Below are 21,380 nucleotides of genomic sequence, written 5' to 3' on the forward strand. Positions count from 1 at the left end.
TGGTATATTAAACGGGGAAGAAATCATCATCTTTGTCTTTGGCCTGCGTTAATGTCCTCCCTGAGATGAAACCGGGGAGGAACATGTCCGGCATTCCGTCGTTCAGCGAGGCCAATTCGGCCGAGATGGTTGCCCAGCGCCTGCTCAAGGCGAAGGCCGGGCCGTTGTCGCGTTTCCTCGCCACCGTTGTCGACCATCTCCATCAGATCGTCCGGGAAACCCGCCCGACCGCGGCCGACTGGCGCCAGGCCATCGCCTTCCTCACCGAGATCGGCCATGCCAGCGACGACAAGCGGCAGGAATGGGTGTTGTTGTCGGACCTGCTCGGCGTCACCGCGCTGGTCGAGGAGATCAACTCGCGGCGGCCGAACGGCGCGACGCCCAACACAGGGCGTGGTCCGTTCTATCGCGCCGATGCGCCAAGGCTGGCGCTCGGCGCCGACATTTCGCTCGACGGCGTCGGCAAACCACTGATCGTGACGGGACGAGTGACTGATCTCGACGGGCTGCCGATCGCCAGCGCGACGGTGGAGACCTGGCAGGCTAACGCGCAAGGCTTTTACGAGAACCAGCAGCCTGACCTACAGCCGGAATTCAATCTCCGCGGAGTCTTCGCCACCGACAAGGATGGCCGTTTCCACTACCGCACCGTGAAGCCCGCGGGCTACGGCGTGCCGGACGACGGACCTGTCGGACAGATGCTCAGACAGCTGAACTATCCGCTCAGCCGCCCGGCGCATATCCACTTCCTCATCCGCGCCGATGGCTTCGAGACATTGACCACGCAAGTGTTCGAGAGCGGCGATCCGCATCTCAGCGAAGACGCATTGTTTGGCGTCAAGCCGGAGTTGGTCGGCGACTTCAAGCAGGCCGCGGGCAAGCGCGGAGACTGGTCGCTCGATTTCAACTTCGTTCTGGCGATGGCGCGCAAGGGGAGCCGGGCGGCATGACACGTTCCTTCACCTATTCCGGCAGCCCGGCGCATATCGTCTTCGGCAATGGCGCATCGGCCGAAGTCGGCACCTGGATCGAAAAGCTCGGTTGCAGCAGAGCGCTGGTGCTGTCGACACCGCACCAGGCGGCCGACGGCGAGGCGCTTGCCAAGTCGCTTGGCGTATTGGCGGTCGGCACCTTCTCGGGCGCAGCCATGCACACGCCGGTCGATGTGACCGAAGCGGCGATGGCCAAGGCTCGGGCAGTCAAGGCGGATTGTGTCGTCGCGCTCGGCGGCGGCTCCACCACCGGCCTTGGCAAGGCGATCGCGTATCGCACCGACCTGCCGCAGATCGTCACCCCGACCACCTATGCCGGCTCGGAAGTGACGCCGATCCTCGGCCAGACCGAACATGGCGAAAAGACCACGGTGCGCGATGCGAAAATCCTGCCGGAAGTGGTGATCTACGATCCGGAACTGACCGTCGGCCTGCCGGTGGCGATGAGTGTCACCTCCGGCCTCAATGCCATGGCGCATGCGGCGGAAGCGCTCTACGCGCAGGACCGCAATCCGATTTCAACCTTGATGGCGACCGAAGGGTTGCGCGCGCTGAAGGCTGCACTGCCAGTGCTGATCAAGGAGCCGAAAAATCTCGATGCACGCGGCGACGCACTCTACGGCGCCTGGCTGTGCGGCACGGTGCTCGGCACCGTCGGCATGGCGCTGCACCACAAGATCTGCCACACGCTGGGCGGCTCCTTCGACATGCCGCATGCCGAGACGCATGCGGTGATGCTGCCGCACACGATCGGCTTCAACGCCGTCGCCGTCCCCGAGCTGCTCAAGCCGGTCGCCGACATTTTTGGCGGCAGCGCCGGCGGCGGTCTGCATGATTTCGCGACGTCTGTCGGCGCGCCGCTGACGCTCAGAGAGCTCGGCCTCAAGCAGGCAGATCTCGACCGCGCCGCCGAGATCGCGACCAAGAATCCATACTGGAATCCGCGGCCTTTCGACCGCGCCGCAATCCGCGCCCTGTTGCAGGACGCGTGGGAGGGAAGACGTCCGCAGAACTGACGCCAACAAGGGAGGAACAACAATGATTACCAGACGCGAATTCATCCGCAACACCGCCGCCACCGGATTGCTGGCCGGCGGCTTTCCCATGCCGGCGATCGCCCAGAACGCGCCGATCAAGCTCGGTTATGTCAGCCCGCAATCCGGCCCACTGGCTGCCTTTGCCGAGGCCGACAAGTTCATCATCGACGGCTTTCTCGCCGCCACCAAGGCGGCCGGCCTCAACTATGAGGTCGTCGTCAAGGACAGCCAGTCCAATCCCAACCGCGCGGCCGAAGTCGCCAAGGAATTGATCGTCAACGACAAGGTCAATCTGATGCTTGTCGCGTCGACACCGGAGACCACCAACCCGGTCGCCACCACTTGCGAGGCCGAAGAAGTACCGTGCCTGTCGACCGTGGCGCCGTGGCAGCCCTGGTTCATCGGCCAGCAAGGCAATCCCGGCGACCCCGCTTCGTGGAAGCCGTTCAATTACGCCTACCATTTCTTCTGGGGGCTGGAAGACGTCATTGCCGTCTTCACCAACATGTGGGCGCAGGTCGAGACCAACAAAAAGGTCGGCGGCCTGTTCCCCAATGACGGCGACGGCAATGCCTGGGGCGACGGCACGGTCGGCTTCCCGCCGGTGCTGGCCAAGGGCGGCTACGGGCTGACAGACACCGGCCGCTACCAGAACCTGACCGATGATTTCTCAGCGCAGATCAACGCCTTCAAGGGCGCCTCCTGCGAAATCATCACCGGCGTGATGATCCCGCCCGATTTCACCACCTTCTGGAACCAGGCCAAGCAGCAGGGTTTCACGCCAAAGGTGGCATCGATCGGCAAGGCGATCCTGTTCCCGCAATCGGTCGAGGCGCTTGGCAAGTCCGGCCACAATCTGTCGTCGGAAGTCTGGTGGACGCCCAACCATCCGTTCAAATCGTCGCTGACCGGTGAAAGCTCGGCGCAGGTCGCCGAGGGCTTCACCAAGGCCACCGGCCGCCAGTGGACGCAGCCGATCGGCTTTGTCCATGCGCTGTTCGAAATCGCGGTCGATGTGATGAAGCGCGCCGGCGCGCCCGATGACGGCGACAAGGTGGCGGCGGCGATCGCCTCGACCAAGCTCGACACGCTGGTCGGGCCGATCGCCTGGGACGGCGCCAATCTGCCGCCCTTCGCCGCCAAGAACATCGCCAAGACGCCGCTGGTCGGCGGCCAGTGGCGGCTGAAGGATGGTGGCGGCTACGACCTCGTCATCACCGATAACAAGACCGCGCCGAATATCCCGACCGGCGGCAAGATGGAAGTTATCGGATGAGCGCCGCCGCAGACACAGCGTCCTTCTCCCCGTTCACGGGGAGAAGATGCCGGCAGGCAGATGAGGGGCGGAGCCAGCTTCTCAGAACGCCGCGCTGCCCCTCATCCGGCCCTTCGGGCCACCTTCTCCCCGTGAACGGGGAGAAGGAACTGTGGGCTTTCTAGCCGTGGCCATTCTCGCGCTCGCCAATGTCTCGAAACGCTTCGGCGCCCTCACGGTCGCCGACGCGGTTTCGTTCGAGCTCGGCGAGGGCGAGGCGCTTGGCATTATCGGCCCGAACGGCGCCGGCAAGTCGACGCTGTTCAACCTGATCACCGGCAACATTTCGGCCGATGCCGGCAGCATCACTTTCGATGGCCGCGACGTGACAAGACTGCCGCCGATGCAGCGCTGCTTTGCCGGCGTCGGCCGCTCCTTCCAGATCCCACAGCCCTTCGAGAAGCTGACGGTGTTCGAAAACCTGCTGGTCGCAGGCGCCTTTGGCGCGCGCAAGACCGAAGCCGAGGTCAGCGAGCGCTGCGCCGAGATTCTGATCGAGACCGGGCTCATCGACCGTGCCAACCATCCGGCCGGCGGTTTGAGCCTTTTGCAGCGCAAGCGGCTGGAACTTGCCCGCGCCCTGGCGACCGAACCCAGACTGCTGCTGCTGGACGAGATCGCCGGCGGCCTGACCGAGGGCGAATGCGGCATGCTGGTCGATACCATCAGGGGCATCCACAGAGGCGGCATGTCGATCATCTGGATCGAGCATGTGCTGCATGCGTTGAACTCGGTGGTCGAGCGGTTGCTGGTTTTGAATTTCGGCAAGGTTATCGGCATGGGCGCGCCGGATACCGTCATGGCGTCGCGCGAGGTCCGCGAAATCTATCTCGGGATCGAAGTCTGATGCCGCTGCTCGAAACCAAAAACCTCATTGCGCGCTATGGCGATTTCCAGGCGCTGTTCGGCGTCGACATCGCGCTCGACCAGGGTGAGACCATCGCCATCATCGGCGCCAACGGCGCCGGGAAAACGACACTGATGCGTTCGATCTCGGGCATATTGGCGAACCTGCCGGACGCCGTGCTATTCGACGGCGAGAAGATCGGCGCTCTGCCCGCGCCCGACATCGTCGCGCGCGGCATCGCCATGGTGCCCGAGGGGCGAAAGCTGTTTCCGTCGCTCAGCGTCGAGGAGAACCTGCTCATCGGCCTCTATGGACGCGCGGTCGAGGGACACTGGAACCTCGACACGGTCTACGAGCTGTTCCCGATCCTCAGGGAGCGGCGTACCAATCCGGGCACGGCGCTGTCCGGCGGCCAGCAGCAGATGGTGGCGATCGGGCGGGCGCTGATGTCGAATCCGCGTGTGCTTCTGTGCGACGAGATCAGCCTTGGCCTGGCGCCGGTGGTGATCCGGGATATCTACGCCGCCTTTCCCAGTATCCGCGAAGCCGGCGCTTCGATTGTCGTGGTCGAGCAGGACATCGGCCAGGCACTGAAAGTCGCCGACCGCGTCTACTGCATGATGGAAGGGCGGATCACGCTGTCTGGGGTGCCGGCTGGGTTGACGCGCGAAGATATTCACGCCGCGTATTTCGGGCATTGAGGGCGGTGATGGATAGATCGTTCAAACCGAGCCCAGCCACCCCCCTCTGGCCTGCCGGCCATCTCCCCCGCAAGGGGGGAGATCGGACTTCACTGCGGCCTTCGCAAATCACCAACGTCGCAGGAAAAGCGCTGTCGAAGGAACTGCCAATCTCCCCCCTTGAGGGGGAGATGTCCGGCAGGACAGAGGGGGGTGGGCGGGAACTCGGCTTTGCCAATCAGCGATCGGGTCAAACCCCATGACCAGCGCGCTCGACACCATCATCCAGGGAATCCTGCTCGGCGGTCTCTACGCCTTGTTCGCAGCCGGCTTGAGTCTCGTGTTCGGCATCATGCGGCTGGTCAATCTGGCGCATGGCGACCTCATCGTGCTCGCTGCCTTCCTGATCCTGGTGCTGGTCTCGGCCCTCGGCCTCAACCCCTTCGTCGCCGCGCTGGTGGCGATGCCGCTGATGTTCGCCTTCGGCTGGGCACTGCAGTTCTTCCTGCTCAACCGCACGCTTGGTACAGACATCCTGCCACCACTGCTGGTCACCTTCGGGCTGTCTATCGTTATCCAGAACGGCCTGCTCGAAGGGTTTAGCGCCGACAGCCGGCGCATCTCCATTGGCGGGCTGGAGTCGGCATCCGTTGCGCTCGGCCCGATCAATGTCGGCGTCATGCCGCTGCTGACGCTGGCGTCGGCCATCGCGGTGATTGTCGGCCTCAACCAACTCTTCTACCGGACGTCGCTCGGCCGCGCCTTCCGCGCCACCTCCGACGACCCGGTCACCGCAGGGCTGATGGGCATCCAACCGAAGCGGATCTTTGCCACCGCCACCGGCATCGCCATGGTGGTGGTGACGATCGCCGCACTGTATCTCGGCACGCGCGCCAATTTCGATCCGACCATCGGCCCGGCGCGGCTGATCTACGCCTTCGAGGCGGTGATCATCGGCGGCCTCGGCTCGCTGTGGGGCACGCTCGCCGGCGGCATCGTCATCGGCATCGCGCAAACCTTCGGCGCGGCGATCAATCCGGAATGGCAGATCCTGGCCGGGCACCTGGCTTTCCTGCTGGTGCTGCTGGTCAGGCCGCGCGGGCTGTTTCCGCGCGCGGTGGATTGAGCGCCATGACCGACGTCACACTCACACCCTGGAAAGTCGAGACACGGACGAAGGCATCGGCGACATTCGCCATCGTCGCCGCGCTCGTCATCGTTGTCGCCTTCGCAGCGTCGCTGTTCGCCTCGCGCAGCGTGCTGCAGGACCTGTTCTTCATCCTGACCATGCTGGTGCTGGCACAGAACTGGAACCTGCTCGCCGGCTATGCTGGACTGGTGTCTGTGGGACAGCAAGCCTTTGTCGGCTTCGGCGCCTACGCCATGTTTGCGCTTGTCATTCTCGCCGGGCTCGACCCGCTGATCGCCATCCTGCTTGCCGGCGTCGCCAGCGCGCTGCTCGCCATCCCCACTGCCTTCTTCCTGTTTCGCCTGCAAGGCGCCTATTTCGCCATCGGCAGCTGGGTCATCGCCGAAGTGGTACGACTGGCGCTGGCACAATGGAAGATGCTGGGCGGCGGCACCGGCACCTCGCTACCACGCGAGGCGACCCGCGACATGCCGGCGCTTAAGTTCGTCGGCGAGCTGTTCGGCGTCAAATCCTCCGGCGCGGGCGACATCCTCACCTACTGGCTGGCGCTGCTGCTTGCCATCGCCACGATCGGCCTCGTCTACCGCCTGCTGCGCTCCAAGCAAGGGCTGGGGCTCGCCGCCGTGCGCGACAACCAGGAAGCCGCACGCTCGGTCGGCGTCGATGCGCGCCGCATGAAGACGTTGGTCTATCTCGCCGCCGCCTTCGGCACCGGGCTCGCCGGCGCGCTGATCTATGTGCAGAAGGCGCGCATCTCGCCCGACGCCGCCTTCTCCGTCGTCGACTGGACGGCTTACGTCATCTTCATCGTCGTCATCGGCGGCATCGGCACCATCGAAGGGCCGATCGTCGGCGTCATCGTCTTCTACATCCTGCAAAACCTGCTCGCCGATTACGGCTCCTGGTATCTCTTGATCCTCGGGCTGATCGGCATCGTCATCATGCTGTTTGCGCCGCGCGGCCTGTGGGGCCTGTTCGCCGAGCGCACCGGCATCCAGCTTTTTCCGGTTCGCCGCCGATTGACCGGCGGACCGCAACCATTAGCCAAAAAGGGAGGGCCGCATGGCTGACATCACTACCGACGTGCTGACCATCGGAACCGGGCCTGCGGGCTCGGCGACCGCGGCGCTGCTTTCGACCTATGGCGTCGAGAACATGGTCATCAACCGTTATCGTTGGCTGGCGGCGACGCCGCGCGCCCACATCACCAACCAGCGCACCATGGAAGTGCTGCGCGACCTCGGCAAGGACGTCGAGGGCGAGGCCTATATGCACGCCACCGAGCAGGATCTGATGGGCGAGAACGTGTTCTGCACCTCGCTTGCCGGCGAGGAGATCGGCCGCATGCGCAGCTGGGGCAAGCATCCGCTGTCGCGCGCCGAACATCTGCTGTCCTCGCCCGCCCATATGAACGATCTGCCGCAGACTTTCATGGAGCCGCTGCTGTTCAAGACGGCATGCTCGCGCGGCACGCAGGCGCGCATGTCGATGGAGTATCTCTCGCATGTGCAGGACGAGGACGGCGTCACCACCACCTGCCGCGACCGGCTGACCGGCAAGGACGTCACCATCCGCTCAAAGTATCTGGTCGGCGCCGATGGCGGCAATTCGCTGGTCGCCGAACATGCCGGCCTGCCCTTCGAGGGTAAGATGGGCGTCGGCGGCTCGATGAACATTCTGTTCAAGGCGGATCTCTCGAAATACGTCGCCCACCGCCCCTCGGTGCTCTACTGGGTGGTGCAGCCGGGCGCCGATGTCGGCGGCATCGGCATGGGCCTGGTGCGGATGATCCGGCCGTGGAACGAGTGGCTGATCGTCTGGGGCTATGACATCAACCAGCCGGCGCCGAAGGTCGACGACGCCTTCGCCAAAAAGGTGGCGCGCGACCTCGTCGGCGATCCCGATCTGGAGATCGAGATCCAGTCGGTGTCGACCTGGACGGTCAACAACATGTACGCCACGCAGACCTCGAAGGGCCGCGTGTTCTGCATGGGCGATGCCATCCATCGCCATCCGCCATCGAATGGTCTCGGCTCCAACACCTCGATCCAGGATGGTTTCAATCTCGCCTGGAAGCTTGCCCATGTCATCAAGGGCAAGGCCGGCCCAAAGCTGCTCGACAGCTATTCGCAAGAACGCGCGCCGGTCGCCAGGCAGATCGTCACCCGCGCCAACAAGTCGATCGAGGAATTCGGGCCGATCTTCAAGGCGCTCGGCCTGCTCGATTCCATCGACCCTGTGAAGATGCAGTCGAACATGGATGCGCGCTGCGACAACACGCCGGCAGCCGAAGCGCAACGGGCAAAAATCCGCGAGACCATCGCTGCCAAGGTTTATGAATTCGACGCCCATGGCGTCGAGATGAACCAGCGCTATATCTCGAACGCCATCGTCACCGACGGCCAGAAGGAACCGGCCTTCGAGAAGGACGCCGAACTGCACCATCAGCCGACGTCATGGCCGGGCGCGCGGGTGCCGCATGTCTGGGTCCATTCGGATCGGGGCGACAAGGCTTCCACGCTCGACCTGACCGGCCACGGCCGGTTCACCGTGCTGACCGGCATTGGCGGCCAGGGTTGGCTCGACGCTGCCAAGGCGGTGGGCAAGGAGCTTGGCATCGACATTACCGGGCACCTGATCGGCCCGCGCCAGCCCTGGCAAGATTTTTCCGGCGACTGGGCGCGCGCCCGCGAAATCCGCGACAGCGGCGTGCTTTTGGTGCGGCCGGACCAGCATGTCGGCTGGCGCAAGGACGCGATCAGCGGCGACCCAACGGCCGATCTGCGCAAAGCCCTGACATCAATTCTGGACAGGTGAGAGATATGGAAGCGCACGAAAAAGGCTTCTTCACCGAGGCAAATTCAGTCGAGGTCGTCACCGGCCGCAACAAGAACGCCAAGGACGCGCGGCTGAAAACGGTGATGGAGGTCATCACGCGCAAACTGCATGAGGCGGTCAAGGAGATCGAGCCGACGCAGGACGAATGGTTCGAGGCCATCATGTTCCTGACCAAAACCGGCCAGCTCTCCACCGAATGGCGGCAGGAGTTTATTCTCCTGTCGGATGTGCTCGGCGTCTCGATGCTGGTCGACGCCATCAACAACCGCAAGCCGTCAGGTGCATCGGAGTCGACGGTGCTCGGTCCCTTCCACATCGCCGATGCGCCGGAACTGCCGATGGGCGCCAATATCTGCCTCGACCAGAAGGGCGAGGACATGTTCATCCATGGCCGCATCCTCGACACCGAGGGCAAGCCGATCACCGACGCCGTGCTCGACGTCTGGCAGGCCAATGACGAAGGTTTTTATGACGTGCAGCAAAAGGGCATCCAGCCCGACTTCAATCTGCGCGGCGTCTTCCGCACCGGCGCCGACGGCCGCTACTGGTTCCGCGCGGTGAAGCCGAAATTTTATCCGATCCCGGCTGACGGCACGGTCGGCAAATTGCTCGATGCGCTCGGACGCCATCCCTTCCGTCCCGCGCATCTGCACTACATCCTCAAGGCCGACGGGTTCGAGACGCTGACCACCCATATCTTCGACCCCGACGATCCCTACATCAATTCGGATGCGGTGTTCGGCGTGAAGGAAAGCCTGCTCGCCAAATTCAAGCGCGTCGACGATCCCGCGCGCGCCAAGGACCTGGAATTCGCCGGCCCCTTCTGGGAGGTCGAGCACGATTTCGTACTGGCGAGAGGTTAGTCGCTCCGTCAGCCCTGCCCTTTCGGACATCATTTGAAGGCGTGAGCGGCCCTCGCCCGATCGGCGCGGGCCGCTCACGCTTTTGTGCGCGCGAAAAACTTCGCCGCTCAAAAAGCCCATTGACATCGGCCGTATTTCTGACGCAAACGTTATATTGTTACTGTAATACAGTTACACGACCCCGCCTCTCCGGCGACATGCCTTCCCGACTGCAAGGAGACCACGGATGCGTCCCATTCACTTTCTCGCCGCGCTGCTGGTTGCGGTGCCGCTTTTGACCGGCACGGCTGCCCGCGCCGAAGACAAGCTGACCATCGTGGCGGCCGAGAATTTCTATGGCGACCTCGCCCGCCAGATCGGCGGCAGCAACGTCACCGTCACCAGCATCCTGTCCAATCCCGACGACGATCCGCATCTGTTCGAGACCAGCCCGTCGACGGCGCGCACCATCGCCGACGCCAAGATCATCATCTACAACGGCGCCGACTACGATCCGTGGATGGACAAGCTGCTGTCGGCCTCGACCAGCAAGGACCGCACCACCATCATCGCCGCCGACCTGATCGGCAAGAAGTCGGGCGACAATCCGCATCTGTGGTACAACCCGGCGACCCTGCCGGCCATCGCCAAGACGCTGACCGCCGATCTTGCAAAGCGCGATCCCGCCAATGCCGTGCACTACGAGGCGAACCTGAAGGCCTTCCAGACCTCGCTCGAGGCCATTGACAAGGAAATCGCCGACGTCAAGAAGACCTATGCCGGCACCGAGGTGACCGCTACCGAGCCGGTGTTCGGCTACATGGCGGAAGCGCTCGGCCTCAAAATGCTGAACTATGATTTCCAGGTGGCCCTGATGAACGATGCGGAGCCGAGCGCCACCCAGGTGGCGGCGTTCGAGAACAGCCTGAAGGACGGCTCGGCCAAGATCCTGTTCTACAATTCGCAGGTGACCGACGAGGCAACGACAAGGTTGCTCGACATCGCAAAACAGAACAAGGTCACCGTCATCGGCGTCACCGAGACCGAACCGGCGGGACAGACGATCCAGACCTGGTTCGGCGGCCAGATCGACGCCGTCCAGAAGGCGCTCGCAGCCCGCACGCAATGACTGTGACTGCCAATGAACGTGACTGCCATTAAACGTGACTGAATGAACGCAATTGAATTCGACAAGGTCACCCTGACCTATGGGGGACGCCGGGTTTTGTCCGACGTCTCCTTTTCGATTCCGCAAGGCGCGTTTGTCGGCCTGCTCGGCGCCAATGGCGCCGGCAAGACGACGATGCTGCGCGCTATCCTCGGCCTGATCAAGCCGGCCGGCGGCGCCATCTCGGTGCTGGGCAAACCACCGACGCGCGGCAATGCCGACATCGGCTACATGCCGCAGGCGCGCCGCGCTCTCAACGATGTTGGCATTAGCGGCCTCGACTTCGTGCTCAGTGCCGCCGGCGGGCATCGCTGGGGCTGGCCGGTCCCGTCCAGCGCCGAGAAGGAAGCCGCGTGGAAGGCGCTGGAAGCAATCGGCGCCTCCGATCTCGCGCGGCGGCCGCTGGGCGAGCTTTCCGGCGGCGAACGCCAGCGCATCCTGATTGCGCAATCGCTGATCGGCAATCCGCAGCTGCTGCTGCTCGACGAGCCGCTGATCAGCCTCGATGCAGGCCACCAGCGCGCGATCATCGACCTGGTGCACGAGATCGGCGAGCGGCTCGGCATTGCGGTGCTGTTCTGCTCGCACGAGATCAATCCGCTGCTGCGGGCCGTCGACCGCGTGCTCTATCTCGGCAACGGCAAGGCCGCCATCGGCTCCGTCGACGAGGTCATCAGCGGCCCGGTGCTGTCGAAACTCTATGGCACGCACATCAATGTGGTGCGGGTTGCCGGCCGCATCTTCGTCATGGCCGACGATGTCGAACTGGAAAGCGGGGCGCATGTCCACGATCTTTGACTATGAGTTCATGCGCAACGCCTTCTATGCCTGCACCATTGTGGGCATCGTGTCCGGCGCGGTCGGCTATTTCCTCGTCCTCAGGGGCCAGACCTTTGCCGGCCATGCGCTGTCCCATGTCGGCTTTCCCGGCGCCACCGGCGCCGGCCTCATCGGCCTGTCGCCGTTTTTCGGCCTCACCGTGTTCACCATCGCCGCCGGCATTGGCATCGGCCTGCTCGGCGAGCGCGCGCATCGCGACGTCGCCATCGGCATCGTTTTGACGCTGTCGCTCGGCCTTGGCCTCTTGTTCCTGCATTTCTACACCGCCTTCGCCTCGCAGGCGACCAATGTGCTCTTCGGCAATGTGCTGGGCATCAGCCTGCGCACCGTCATCGTGCTGGCGGTGCTGGCGGTGGCGATCCTCATCGCTTTGGTGCTGATCGCCCGGCCGCTGCTGTTCGCCAGCCTGCAGCCGGAGCTTGCCGAAGCGCGCGGCGTGCCGATCACCCTGGTCTCGACCCTGTTCATGGTGCTGGTCGCCGTCGCCACCTCCGAGGCGGTGCAGATCGTCGGCGTGCTGCTGGTCTTCGCGCTGATGGTGGCGCCCGCCGCCACCGCGCTCAGGCTGACCAGCGGCGTCGCCGCCGGGGTGCTGGCGTCGATCACGCTTGCCGTTGTCATCGCCTGGATCAGCCTGTCGCTCGCCTTCCTGACCGACTGGCCGACGAGCTTCTGGATCACGGCGCTGGGCGCTGCTGCATACGTCATCAGCGGCATGGCGCGGCGCTCCGCAACGGCGCCAAAGGCCCGATTGGCCGATGGCAATCCCTGATTGCAATGCCGGTTGGCTGATCGGCCAGGGCGGCTAGCAAAGCCCAAAACGGACGTTGGGGAATTACACCCAAAAAAAGTCAGGTTGAAAACCAGCCTCCTGAAACGTTTCAGCCGGGAAAGGCAAATCGATTCAAGCGCCTAGATCGCGACCGGTGTGATGCCGGTGGTGCCGTTCCGGAGCCACAAGAAAGCCCGGAAAACCGCCACTTACAACGATTTTTGCCATCACGGATGGCCTCCGTGCAGTTGGCCGGAAAGCCAGCCGGATGCACAAAATCGACCTCCCGGCGCCCCTCTGGGTGGGCGTTGACAGACCGCGGGAGTGCGTGCGTATACAAGCCATGGGTCACGCCATGGCCGTGGCGGTTGAGACGGGGCTGGGGGGTTTCGTTACAACAGCAATGACGGCCCGGCGCCGGACGGGCGGCATGCACTCAGCAGAGTGCGCCGCTCGCTCTTGGCTAACGCGCCGGCGACCCGACAGCAGTCCTGGCCTGCGTTCTCTCGACCCAGGGCACCGCAGAACGCCATCGTCTCAGCTTTCGATCCGCATCGGTTCGAAGCGAACGAGGTGACGCCCCCTTAACCGATATTCGCTTCGCTACGTCCCTCTCTTCCCGACGGGATGAGAGGGACGCTGGCGACGGCGCAAGGCGGTGGGAGATCGACCACCTCGATTCAATTCGCGACTCCAACCCGGCAATGGTGTAATGAAAGCCTCAAGCGGAGGCGTTGCGCCTCCAGATCGGCTTTGCGCCTTGTTCCACCCTATCGCGAATATCGAGGATGCGCAGACGCTGGCGCAGGCGATCGTCAATACGATTGTCGAGCCCTTCCTCGTGCTGGACGAAAAGTTTCATGTGCTGGCGGCCAGCCGCTCCTTCTATCAGACCTTCAAGGTCGACCCCGAACAGACACATGGCGCCCTGCTTTATGCACTCGGCGACGGCCAATGGGATATTCCCGCCCTGCGCGTGTTGCTGGAGACGATCATCCCCGAAAAGACCGCCATGGACGGCTTCGAGGTCGATTATGATTTCCCCAATATCGGCCGGCGCACGATGCTGCTCAACGCGCGCAAAGTCCTCTACGACCAAAGTTCGGCCATCACCATCCTGCTTGCCTTCAACGACATAACGGCGCGCCGCGTCATCGAGAAGGAGAAAGCAGAGCTTCTCGGCCGTACCGAAGACCTGCTGCGACAGAAGGACGTGCTGCTGCGCGAGATGGAGCACCGGGTTGCCAACAGCCTGCAGATCATCGCCAGCATCCTGCTCCTGAAGGCGCGCTCGGTCACCTCCGAGGAAACCCGCCAGCACCTGAAGGATGCCCATCAGCGCGTGCTGTCGGTGGCCGAAGTGCAGCGTCATCTCCACACCTCGGCCGGCATCGACGAGATCGATGTTGACTCCTATCTGCCGAAACTGTGCAGCAGCCTAGCCTCGTCGATGGTCGGCGACGCCCAGCCGATCGCCGTCAAGGTCACCGCTCAAGGCGGCAGGATGGACTCGCAAAAGGCAGTCAGCCTCGGGCTGATCGTCACCGAACTGGTGCTCAACGCGATCAAATACGCCTTCCCCCGGGAGAAGGCTGCAGCGCTGATCCACGTCTCTTACGAGACCAATGGCAGCGATTGGAAGCTGACGGTCTCGGACAATGGCATCGGCAAACTCGCCAACGACGTGCCGAGTGCTGGCCTGGGAACAGCCATCGTCGAAGCGCTGGTCAAGCAGTTGGAAGCCCGCGTGGATGTCATCAGCGACGCCAACGGCACCAGCGTGTCGGTGACCAGGGCGACGTTCACCTCGCGCGTGCCGCGCGCGGCGTAGCGGCTCGGAAACCTTCGAACATCAAAGTAGCTAAACCTTGGCTGCGGCCGGAGGTTCTGCCCTTTGGAACAAGAACGCTGCGCGGCCGTTGGTATTGAGCGGCAATTGTTTTGCCGCAGCTCAAGAAAAAGGCGGGCCGTTATGAACAGCATTATTTGGTTGGTCGGAGCCGTCGTTATTGTGCTGGCGATAATGAGCTTTTTTGGTTTGCGTTAGGCCACCCGGTTTACGGCAGACACAAATCACTGGTCAGGCAAAAGCGGCATACGCCGAACGTTGGCGCCGCGCATAGGAGACGAAATATGGATATCACCACAATTCTCGTCATCGTTCTTATTGTTCTATTACTCGGCGGCGGTGGCTTTTACGGCCGCGGACGCTGGTACTGACAACAAAGATCATCGCCCAGTCCGGAGCCTTTGGTTCCCGCACGCCTCCGATCGGCCCGCGTCCTCCGCCGGAGGCGTGGGCTTTTTTGTGTCCTTCTGGTCTCGCGAAATTGCCGATCGGTAGGTGACGTGGAATGATGGCGTTGGCCAGAGTTAGCACCAAGGGCGCCAGTTCCGCGACGCATTCCAAGGCGAAGCCCACCAAGGAGTTTGTGCCAGGCTGTCGACTAACTGTCTTCCAAGGGAACAAACGCCTTGCTGGTGCGTTGATAGGTACATCGAGTGTCCCAAAGCGCTTGGTCGTTAAAGAACCCGCCTCCCGACCCCCTCCGGACGCGGGTTTTTTTGCGCCTTCCATCGGCGCCTGGTGTGTCAGGTCCGTCCGGCTATCCTCGACGACGCGACGACACACACCCAAGGCGTCATAGCCTCGGGTGGGATAGGGACGAGATTTGGCGCAAATCTAGGCGGCGCCGCCGCCAGCTAACCGCGCGATCTGGGTTTGGGCTTGTCCGATGTATCCGACGGATTTGCTGACAGTCTGGCGGAACGCTGATCGTTGAGCTGATCCTTAAGCTGATCCTTAAGTCGCGCCGCCTTCTTTTTCGCCTCAGCCGCAACAGCAGTGCCAGTCAGCTTCGGCTTTGCTGCAATCGCATAGTCGGCTCTATTCGTTCGGTAATCCGTGTGAATGGCCATTGTTTTTGATACTCCCTGATGGACATAAACGCGCTCGAGCGCCAAGACGTTCCAATCCTGCGATGGCTCGCCGGCGGCTGGTGCCCCATCGTCCTCTCCGGCAGAGGCCTAGAGCAATTCCAGGAAAAGTGTGATCGGTTTTCCCGGGAAAAGCGCGTAGCGCTTTCCCTTGGGAATCGCGTAAAAACAAAGAGATAGAGCGGTTCGCCGTTTCCGTGAAACGGTGAAACGTTCTAGCGAGACGCCTGCCGCCCCGACATCGCCTCGATCCTGATCTGGTAGAACAGATGGCTGCCCGAACCGGCCTGCTCGCCGGGTTTCAATGCTCCCGGCTCCCACCAATTGGCGTGCTTCTGCAGCAGCGACCAGGCAAATTCCCGGTCATGTTTGGACGCAGGAATCTGTTGGTCCCTGGCGGGAATCGTGGCGTCGAGTGAAGGCGACTTGGGCAGGTCCTCGAACAGGCCGTCGACAACGACGCTCTTCCAGCCATGGACGCTGCCGACATCGTCGACCTGCAGGCAGACCTGCGGGTTCTCACGCATCCATTCGACCTTCTTGCCCGGCAGCGAGAAACTGAAGATGAAATTGTCGCCAAAGGCAAAATGGATCGGCACCACGTAGGGCCTGTTGTCCCGGACGCAGGCCAGGCGGCCGAGCCTGGCCGACTTCAGCATGGCGGTGCACTCCTGCTGCGTCATCTCCCTGATGTCCATCGTTCTTCCCCGTCGATAATCGTGTGCGTTGAAATGTGTGCGTTAAAAATCAGGCCGCGAGATCGATGCGCCGGATGGCGCGTATCGCCTCCCCTTCGGCGACGCCGATCAGCGCATCGATGGCCTGGATGGTTTCAATCTGGCCGCGCGCAGCCACCGTCCTGCGCAAGGCATGGAGGTCGTCGCGGATTTCGCAGAGTGTGGTTCGAACCGTGAGGGGCATGGGGGCCGCCTTCCTGCGACACAACAGTCGAGGACGGTGATCGGTTCCACCGCAAGCGGAATGACGCGTTAATGTTCCGCAAGAAGCGTTTGTGCATCGTACTCCCGCCCTGCCGGAGCGATACGATGCAAGACGCGCACAACGTCCAGCCGTCGCCAGCCGTCGGATCAGGCGACCTTGACGACGAAATGCTTGGTCACCGGTTCGAGGATCTTCCACGTGCCCTTGAAATCGGCTTCGACGACGAATGCATCGCCGGGGCCAACCTCGACTGGCGTGCCGCCATCCGGCGTGATGATGATGCGTCCTGCGATCATGTGCACGAACTCATAGTCGGTGTAGGTGGCATGGTAGGTGCCGGGCGAGGCCCGCCAGGTGCCCGACATCACCTTGCCGTCGGCGGTGGTGTGCTGCACGGCGGTCTGCATGGTCGGCCTGCCCTCGACCACGACCCAGCCCGGCAGATCGCCGCCCTCGGCATGCTCGACGGCGCCGAATTTGAGGATGGTGGTGTTGGTCATGGGAGGCTCCGTTTTGAACTGCATTGGCTGCCGGTTGGATAGCCGATGCGCATGACAGGAGCAACGCAACGGCCGACCCGTGATGTCGGAGATTGGCGAAGGTAGCGATGAGAGCATCCTTCTCCCCGTTCACGGGGAGAAGATGACGGCAGCCAGATGAGGGGCGGCGCGAACGCTCGTCATCCTGCCAATTCCGCAAGGGATAAATAGGGCGCAGGCCATAGTGGAACAGCGTCGGCGCTGCCCCTCATCCGCCTGCCGGCACCTTCTCCCCGTGAACGGGGAGAAGGTGAATCTCGACTTATGTTGCACTGCGTTAGATTTGTTGCATTGCGATATCGGCGCATGGGGCCGACCCTTTGCCAGGGTGGGTTTTAAACGAACTACACGAGGTTTCGATCGTGTCAGCATCGTTCCGGCCTGATATCGAAGGGTTGCGTGCCCTGGCGGTGGCAGGCGTGGTCACCTTCCATTTCGGCCTCCGCGGATTGCCCGGCGGCTTCGTAGGCGTCGACATCTTCTTCGTCATCTCGGGCTATCTGATCACCCGCCATCTGCTCGCCGAAATCGCCGAGACCGGGCGACTGAACCTGTGGCGCTTCTATGCCAGGCGCGCCCGGCGGCTGCTGCCGGCGTCGCTGTTCGTCATCCTCGCCACACTGGTGGCCGGCGCCTTCATCCTGTCGCCGGAGGAACAGTCGCTCTATTCCAGGGGCGCCATGTTCGCCTCGGCCTACATGATCAATCTGTGGCTGATCCGCTGGTCGTTCGATTATTTCGCGGCCGATGCGGCCAGCAACCCTTTTGTCCATTTCTGGTCGCTGTCGGTGGAGGAACAGTTTTATCTCGCCTGGCCGGCGCTGCTTGTGCTGGCGGCATGGCTGCGCCCGGGCAGGCGCGGCGCGATCCTGGTGGTCGGGCTGGCCGGGCTGGTGTCGTTCGCTGCCTGCGCGTGGCTCACCACGGTCTCGCAGCCCTGGGCCTTCTATTTCTCGCCGCTGCGCGCCTGGGAATTCGCCGCCGGCGGGTTGGCGACCATGGTGCCGCAAAAAGTCTGGCAGGACCGCCCGCGGCTCACTGCGCCGATGGCATGGCTCGGCCTGGCGCTGATTGCCGGCGCCTATCTCAGCTTTAGCGAGGAAGCCCCCTTCCCCGGCTTCATGGCGTTGATGCCGGTGACTGGCACCGTGCTGTTGCTGCTGGCGGGAGCGGCCGGCGTCAGGAATGGCCCCAGTGCCGTCCTGGCGCTGCCGCCCCTGCAGTGGGTCGGCAAGCTCTCCTACTCGCTCTATCTCTGGCACTGGCCGGTGATCGTCTACGCCGCGATGCTGGTGCCCGAGCTTTCGCCGCTGCAGCGGCTCGGCTGCATGGTGCTGACGCTGGCCCTGTCGCTGTTCACCTACCACTTCATCGAAAACCCGATCCGTCGCAACGGCTGGCTGATGGCCAATGCGGCGCGGGCGCTGGTGCCGGCCATCCTCCTAACCGGCACCGGCGTCGCAGCCGCCTATGCCAATGCCAGGCTGGCCATCCACGATCTCGATCCGCAGCAGCGCAGCATTGCCATCAGCGCCGCGCAGCCTTCCACCGCACGTGCGGCCGGCTGTATTCTTTCCTATGAGACAGTGACGCCGAAGGCCTGCGTGTTCGGCAACAAGGACGCCGGGCGCTCGATTGCGCTGTTCGGTGATTCGCATGCCGACCACTGGTCGACGCCGCTGATCGAGGCGGCCGAGAAGAACGACACCAAGGTCGTCACCTGGCTCAAATCCGGCTGCCGCGCCTCGCGGCTGACGGTCTGGGCGACAAAGCTGAAGCGGAACTACACCGAATGCGATCAATGGCGCGCGCAATCGGTCCGGCAGATCATCGCCGCGCGGCCGAACCTGGTGGTGATCTCGGAGATCGCGCTGGCCAGCCTGGACAAGATGTCAGCCGGCATGCAGGCGCCCAAAAGCCGGGACGCCGACGGGCGCGCCGGCCTGCACGCGACGCTCACCGCGTTCAGCCGGGCCGGGCTGAAAGTTGCCGTCATCCGCGACGTGCCGTTCAACGACGATCATGTCGACACCTGCGTGGCGCGTGCGCTGTGGCGTGGGCAGACATCTTCGTTGTGCGACCAGAAGCGCACCGACGCCGCCAACGACGCCAGCGCGGCGGTGGAGCGCGACATCGTGCGTTCCATTCCCGGCGCCAGCTACATCGACATGACCAGCCAGTTCTGCAACGCCAGCACCTGCCACGTCGTCATCAACGGCAAGATCGCCTACCGCGACCAGCACCATCTGGCGACACCGTTCGCGGAGACGCTGGAGCCGGCGGTGGAGAAGGCGCTGTTTTAGGGGGTGAGATGAGAACAGCGGGGGCGCTGGCAGCCTGACCCTTCTCCTCGAGAGAGAGGTCACATTGCTCCGATCCGTCCCCTCCCGGATCGAGCAATGCGGGTGGGAGGTGCTCTCCAGGCTGGAACACCTCTCACCCGGCTCCAGCGTTGTCGGCGGCCGAACGCCAGGCCGGCCACGCCGAGGGAGCCTATGCGCCGGTTTCCTTCGTCACCTTCACCTCAACGGTCATCCCCAGGAAACTCGAGGCGCTGCCGGAGTAGCTTCCAGAAAGCGGTATGGCTTGTTGAGGATGCCTGGCCACGGCCACCCTGATCAAATCCCGGTTGCCGACAATGCCATTGGTGGGATCGAACTCGACCCAGCCGGCGCCAGGCAGGTAGACTTGGCACCAGGCATGCGTCGACCCTCCGCCGCGGATTTCGGTACTGTCGCGGCTCGGCACATAGACGTAGCCGGTCACGAAGCGGGCAGCAAAGCCGAGCGAGCGAACCGCCTCCATCATGAAAAGCGCAAAGTCCCGGCATGTGCCTTTGCGCAGATGCAAGGTCATCAGCGGCGGCTGCGTCCCGGTTTCGACCCGCCGGGAATAGACGAAGCTCTCGTGGATGGCGTAGCAGAGCGTCATCAGCAATTTGCCGGTCTCGGTGTGTCCCGTGCCACTGACGAACTGTCGCGCCCATTTGCCGACCTCGTCGCCGTCGTCGAGATGATGGCGCTCCATGGTCTGAGCGAGGTCGGCCGCCTCGTCGGGATCGTAGGAGAATGGATAAATCAGCGCGGTCTCATCGATGCGGAAATCGGGCGCATGCTGCGGCGTGTGATCGAGCCGGATGTCTGTGGCGAAACGGAGTTCCTTGGCCGAACCCTCGAAATCGATCACGGCAACGCAATTGCCAAAAACGTCATGGATCCAGCCAACCGCCTTCGGTTCGGGGTCCACGGACAAAGCATGGTCCAGCAGCCGCTGATCGAAACTGTCGCGCGGCCGACACATCACCCGATGCTCGCCAAAGCTCACGGGCTGGCGATAGCGATAGACGGTCGTGTGCTTGACTGAAAAAATCGGCATCGGAGCTCGTCGGCAAATTCACCTGCAGCGCGATCATATAGTGTTTTCGACGTGCGTCCGATGGGCGTGTTTGAGGCGTTCGCGTGGGGTGTTTTGCGATGCGGCGGAGCTTTGCGCAGCGAAGATGGTGGCGCGCAGAGGCGGAGGCACCTAATCAAGGTCGGACTGTCAGTGTATCGCGCCCGCGAATGCCTCTCTGTGATGAGCCAAGAATGCCGGATGTGGCCGCAACCTTGGATCTGATGGCAAGTGCAAACCTTGACGTTCCGGGCGGAAGAGATTCCTTAATTCACCGGGTACCCGGTTATGGGCCACCAGAAGCCGATGGTTCTCGTCTATCGAGATGAGATGTCGGTCGAAGAGCCAGTGCACTGTCGCGGACAGCGCAATGCCGTTTTGGACAACGTCCGGCCCGCCAGCCGCAACCGGTTTAATATGGGCCGCCTGAACTTCAGCTCTGCCGCCGCCATTGATGATCCGCAGGCCAGTGACGGCGCATGTATCCTCGTAGGCTCGACAGACCTCCAGCCGAAAAGCCGCGTCGCGGACTTTGCGGTTCAACAATATCTGTTCGACGCGCCGATCGACTGCCTCGGCCATTCCCACATGCGCTGGAAACGAAATGTCTACTGGCAGCATGTCGAGGTCTAGTTTCCTGGCGTTGGCCGGATCAAGGGTCTCGCTGAGGCCGGCCAGCACGATATCGTCAAAATCCTCGATCAGAATCGGACGCATAGACTTGCCCTGCACCGCTTGGCCAATGCGGCTGGGGTCCGTGATCGCGCGCAGCAGTGTCTCCGCATAGCGGCCATCCTTGATAAAAGGCACCGGCGTCGGAAATTCGAGGTAGTCCGCCACATTGGCATAGTAGTGATCGGCCCGAGCTGGGTCCGGCTCGACACCGGTCACTCTGGCGGTCGCGATATAGGCGCGGCGACCACCATTGCGTTGCGGTTCGCGAAACAGCACCCAATCACCAACTGCGTTTCGAGCGGCATCCAGATAGTTGCTGCGAGCGGGGAAATGATAGCGGCGGGTAATGTCATCGTCATAGCCGGACCCCGGCTTCACGTCGAAAATAGCTTTCATGATTATCCCAGACCCCG

Annotated in this window: 21 protein-coding genes; 15 read left to right on the forward strand and 6 right to left on the reverse strand. The window is 63.1% G+C overall.

What is annotated here, in order from left to right; all coding sequences use genetic code 11:
• Positions 1–83: 83 nt before the first annotated feature.
• The 14 genes from AC1DZ8_RS24995 to AC1DZ8_RS25060 all read left to right on the forward strand — a co-directional run bounded on the left by AC1DZ8_RS24995 (position 84) and on the right by AC1DZ8_RS25060 (position 14,701).
• Positions 84–950, forward strand: a complete 867-nt coding sequence (locus tag AC1DZ8_RS24995; protein WP_477310234.1) for a dioxygenase family protein — start codon at positions 84–86, stop codon at positions 948–950.
• On the forward strand, positions 947–2,008 hold the full coding sequence (locus tag AC1DZ8_RS25000; RefSeq protein ID WP_477310236.1) for a maleylacetate reductase: 1,062 nt from the start codon (positions 947–949) through the stop codon (positions 2,006–2,008). Before AC1DZ8_RS24995 ends, AC1DZ8_RS25000 begins: the two co-directional genes overlap by 4 nt.
• A gap of 22 nt (positions 2,009–2,030) precedes the next feature.
• Entirely contained in the window at positions 2,031–3,305 is a 1,275-nt protein-coding gene (locus AC1DZ8_RS25005) for an ABC transporter substrate-binding protein (RefSeq protein WP_477310238.1), read from the forward strand.
• Between the two features lie 166 nt (positions 3,306–3,471).
• A complete protein-coding gene (locus AC1DZ8_RS25010; protein ID WP_477310264.1) occupies positions 3,472–4,191 on the forward strand; it encodes an ABC transporter ATP-binding protein in 720 nt (239 codons plus the stop codon).
• On the forward strand, positions 4,191–4,892 hold the full coding sequence (locus AC1DZ8_RS25015; protein WP_477310240.1) for an ABC transporter ATP-binding protein: 702 nt from the start codon (positions 4,191–4,193) through the stop codon (positions 4,890–4,892). Before AC1DZ8_RS25010 ends, AC1DZ8_RS25015 begins: the two co-directional genes overlap by 1 nt.
• Positions 4,893–5,130: 238 nt before the next feature.
• Positions 5,131–5,997 (forward strand): branched-chain amino acid ABC transporter permease, encoded by an 867-nt coding sequence (locus tag AC1DZ8_RS25020; protein ID WP_477401787.1) that lies wholly within the window; start codon positions 5,131–5,133, stop codon positions 5,995–5,997.
• Positions 5,998–6,002: 5 nt separating this feature from the next.
• Positions 6,003–7,091, forward strand: a complete 1,089-nt coding sequence (locus AC1DZ8_RS25025) for a branched-chain amino acid ABC transporter permease (RefSeq protein WP_477310244.1) — start codon at positions 6,003–6,005, stop codon at positions 7,089–7,091.
• Positions 7,084–8,838: an FAD-dependent oxidoreductase gene (locus AC1DZ8_RS25030; protein ID WP_477401789.1), complete on the forward strand. Its 1,755-nt coding sequence runs from the start codon at positions 7,084–7,086 to the stop codon at positions 8,836–8,838. Before AC1DZ8_RS25025 ends, AC1DZ8_RS25030 begins: the two co-directional genes overlap by 8 nt.
• Before the next feature lie 5 nt (positions 8,839–8,843).
• Complete coding sequence (locus tag AC1DZ8_RS25035; protein WP_477310248.1) at positions 8,844–9,722, forward strand: intradiol ring-cleavage dioxygenase; 879 nt, start codon at positions 8,844–8,846, stop codon at positions 9,720–9,722.
• A 226-nt stretch (positions 9,723–9,948) separates the two neighbouring features.
• Positions 9,949–10,830 (forward strand): metal ABC transporter solute-binding protein, Zn/Mn family, encoded by an 882-nt coding sequence (locus AC1DZ8_RS25040; protein ID WP_477310250.1) that lies wholly within the window; start codon positions 9,949–9,951, stop codon positions 10,828–10,830.
• Positions 10,831–10,872: 42 nt separating this feature from the next.
• Positions 10,873–11,667, forward strand: a complete 795-nt coding sequence (locus AC1DZ8_RS25045; RefSeq protein WP_477310252.1) for a metal ABC transporter ATP-binding protein — start codon at positions 10,873–10,875, stop codon at positions 11,665–11,667.
• Positions 11,651–12,481, forward strand: coding sequence for a metal ABC transporter permease (locus AC1DZ8_RS25050; RefSeq protein ID WP_477401793.1), 831 nt, complete (start codon positions 11,651–11,653; stop codon positions 12,479–12,481). Before AC1DZ8_RS25045 ends, AC1DZ8_RS25050 begins: the two co-directional genes overlap by 17 nt.
• Before the next feature lie 760 nt (positions 12,482–13,241).
• Complete coding sequence (locus AC1DZ8_RS25055) at positions 13,242–14,312, forward strand: sensor histidine kinase (RefSeq protein WP_477401795.1); 1,071 nt, start codon at positions 13,242–13,244, stop codon at positions 14,310–14,312.
• 110 nt (positions 14,313–14,422) lie between these two features.
• Positions 14,423–14,701 (forward strand): hypothetical protein, encoded by a 279-nt coding sequence (locus tag AC1DZ8_RS25060; protein ID WP_477310258.1) that lies wholly within the window; start codon positions 14,423–14,425, stop codon positions 14,699–14,701.
• Positions 14,702–15,184: 483 nt separating this feature from the next.
• Here AC1DZ8_RS25060 and AC1DZ8_RS25065 read toward each other — a convergent pair whose 3' ends face one another.
• The 4 genes from AC1DZ8_RS25065 to AC1DZ8_RS25080 all read right to left on the reverse strand — a co-directional run bounded on the left by AC1DZ8_RS25065 (position 15,185) and on the right by AC1DZ8_RS25080 (position 16,860).
• On the reverse strand, positions 15,185–15,445 hold the full coding sequence (locus AC1DZ8_RS25065) for a hypothetical protein (RefSeq protein ID WP_477310260.1): 261 nt from the start codon (positions 15,443–15,445) through the stop codon (positions 15,185–15,187).
• Positions 15,446–15,633: 188 nt separating this feature from the next.
• Positions 15,634–16,116 (reverse strand): pyridoxamine 5'-phosphate oxidase family protein, encoded by a 483-nt coding sequence (locus AC1DZ8_RS25070; protein WP_477401797.1) that lies wholly within the window; start codon positions 16,114–16,116, stop codon positions 15,634–15,636.
• 49 nt (positions 16,117–16,165) lie between these two features.
• Positions 16,166–16,339: a hypothetical protein gene (locus AC1DZ8_RS25075; RefSeq protein WP_477311040.1), complete on the reverse strand. Its 174-nt coding sequence runs from the start codon at positions 16,337–16,339 to the stop codon at positions 16,166–16,168.
• Between the two features lie 167 nt (positions 16,340–16,506).
• A complete protein-coding gene (locus AC1DZ8_RS25080; RefSeq protein ID WP_477311042.1) occupies positions 16,507–16,860 on the reverse strand; it encodes a cupin domain-containing protein in 354 nt (117 codons plus the stop codon).
• A 401-nt stretch (positions 16,861–17,261) separates the two neighbouring features.
• Here AC1DZ8_RS25080 and AC1DZ8_RS25085 point away from each other — a divergent pair, with 401 nt between their 5' ends.
• A complete protein-coding gene (locus AC1DZ8_RS25085; protein ID WP_477401799.1) occupies positions 17,262–19,202 on the forward strand; it encodes an acyltransferase family protein in 1,941 nt (646 codons plus the stop codon).
• Positions 19,203–19,392: 190 nt separating this feature from the next.
• Here the strand turns inward: AC1DZ8_RS25085 and AC1DZ8_RS25090 are convergent, their stop codons facing one another.
• Both AC1DZ8_RS25090 and AC1DZ8_RS25095 read right to left on the reverse strand, forming a co-directional pair.
• Positions 19,393–20,274: a transglutaminase family protein gene (locus AC1DZ8_RS25090; protein WP_477311046.1), complete on the reverse strand. Its 882-nt coding sequence runs from the start codon at positions 20,272–20,274 to the stop codon at positions 19,393–19,395.
• 168 nt (positions 20,275–20,442) lie between these two features.
• Entirely contained in the window at positions 20,443–21,363 is a 921-nt protein-coding gene (locus tag AC1DZ8_RS25095; RefSeq protein WP_477311048.1) for an HNH endonuclease, read from the reverse strand.
• Positions 21,364–21,380: the final 17 nt, after the last annotated feature.

The sequence above is a fragment of the Mesorhizobium sp. P2_F7 genome, from assembly GCF_056403695.1.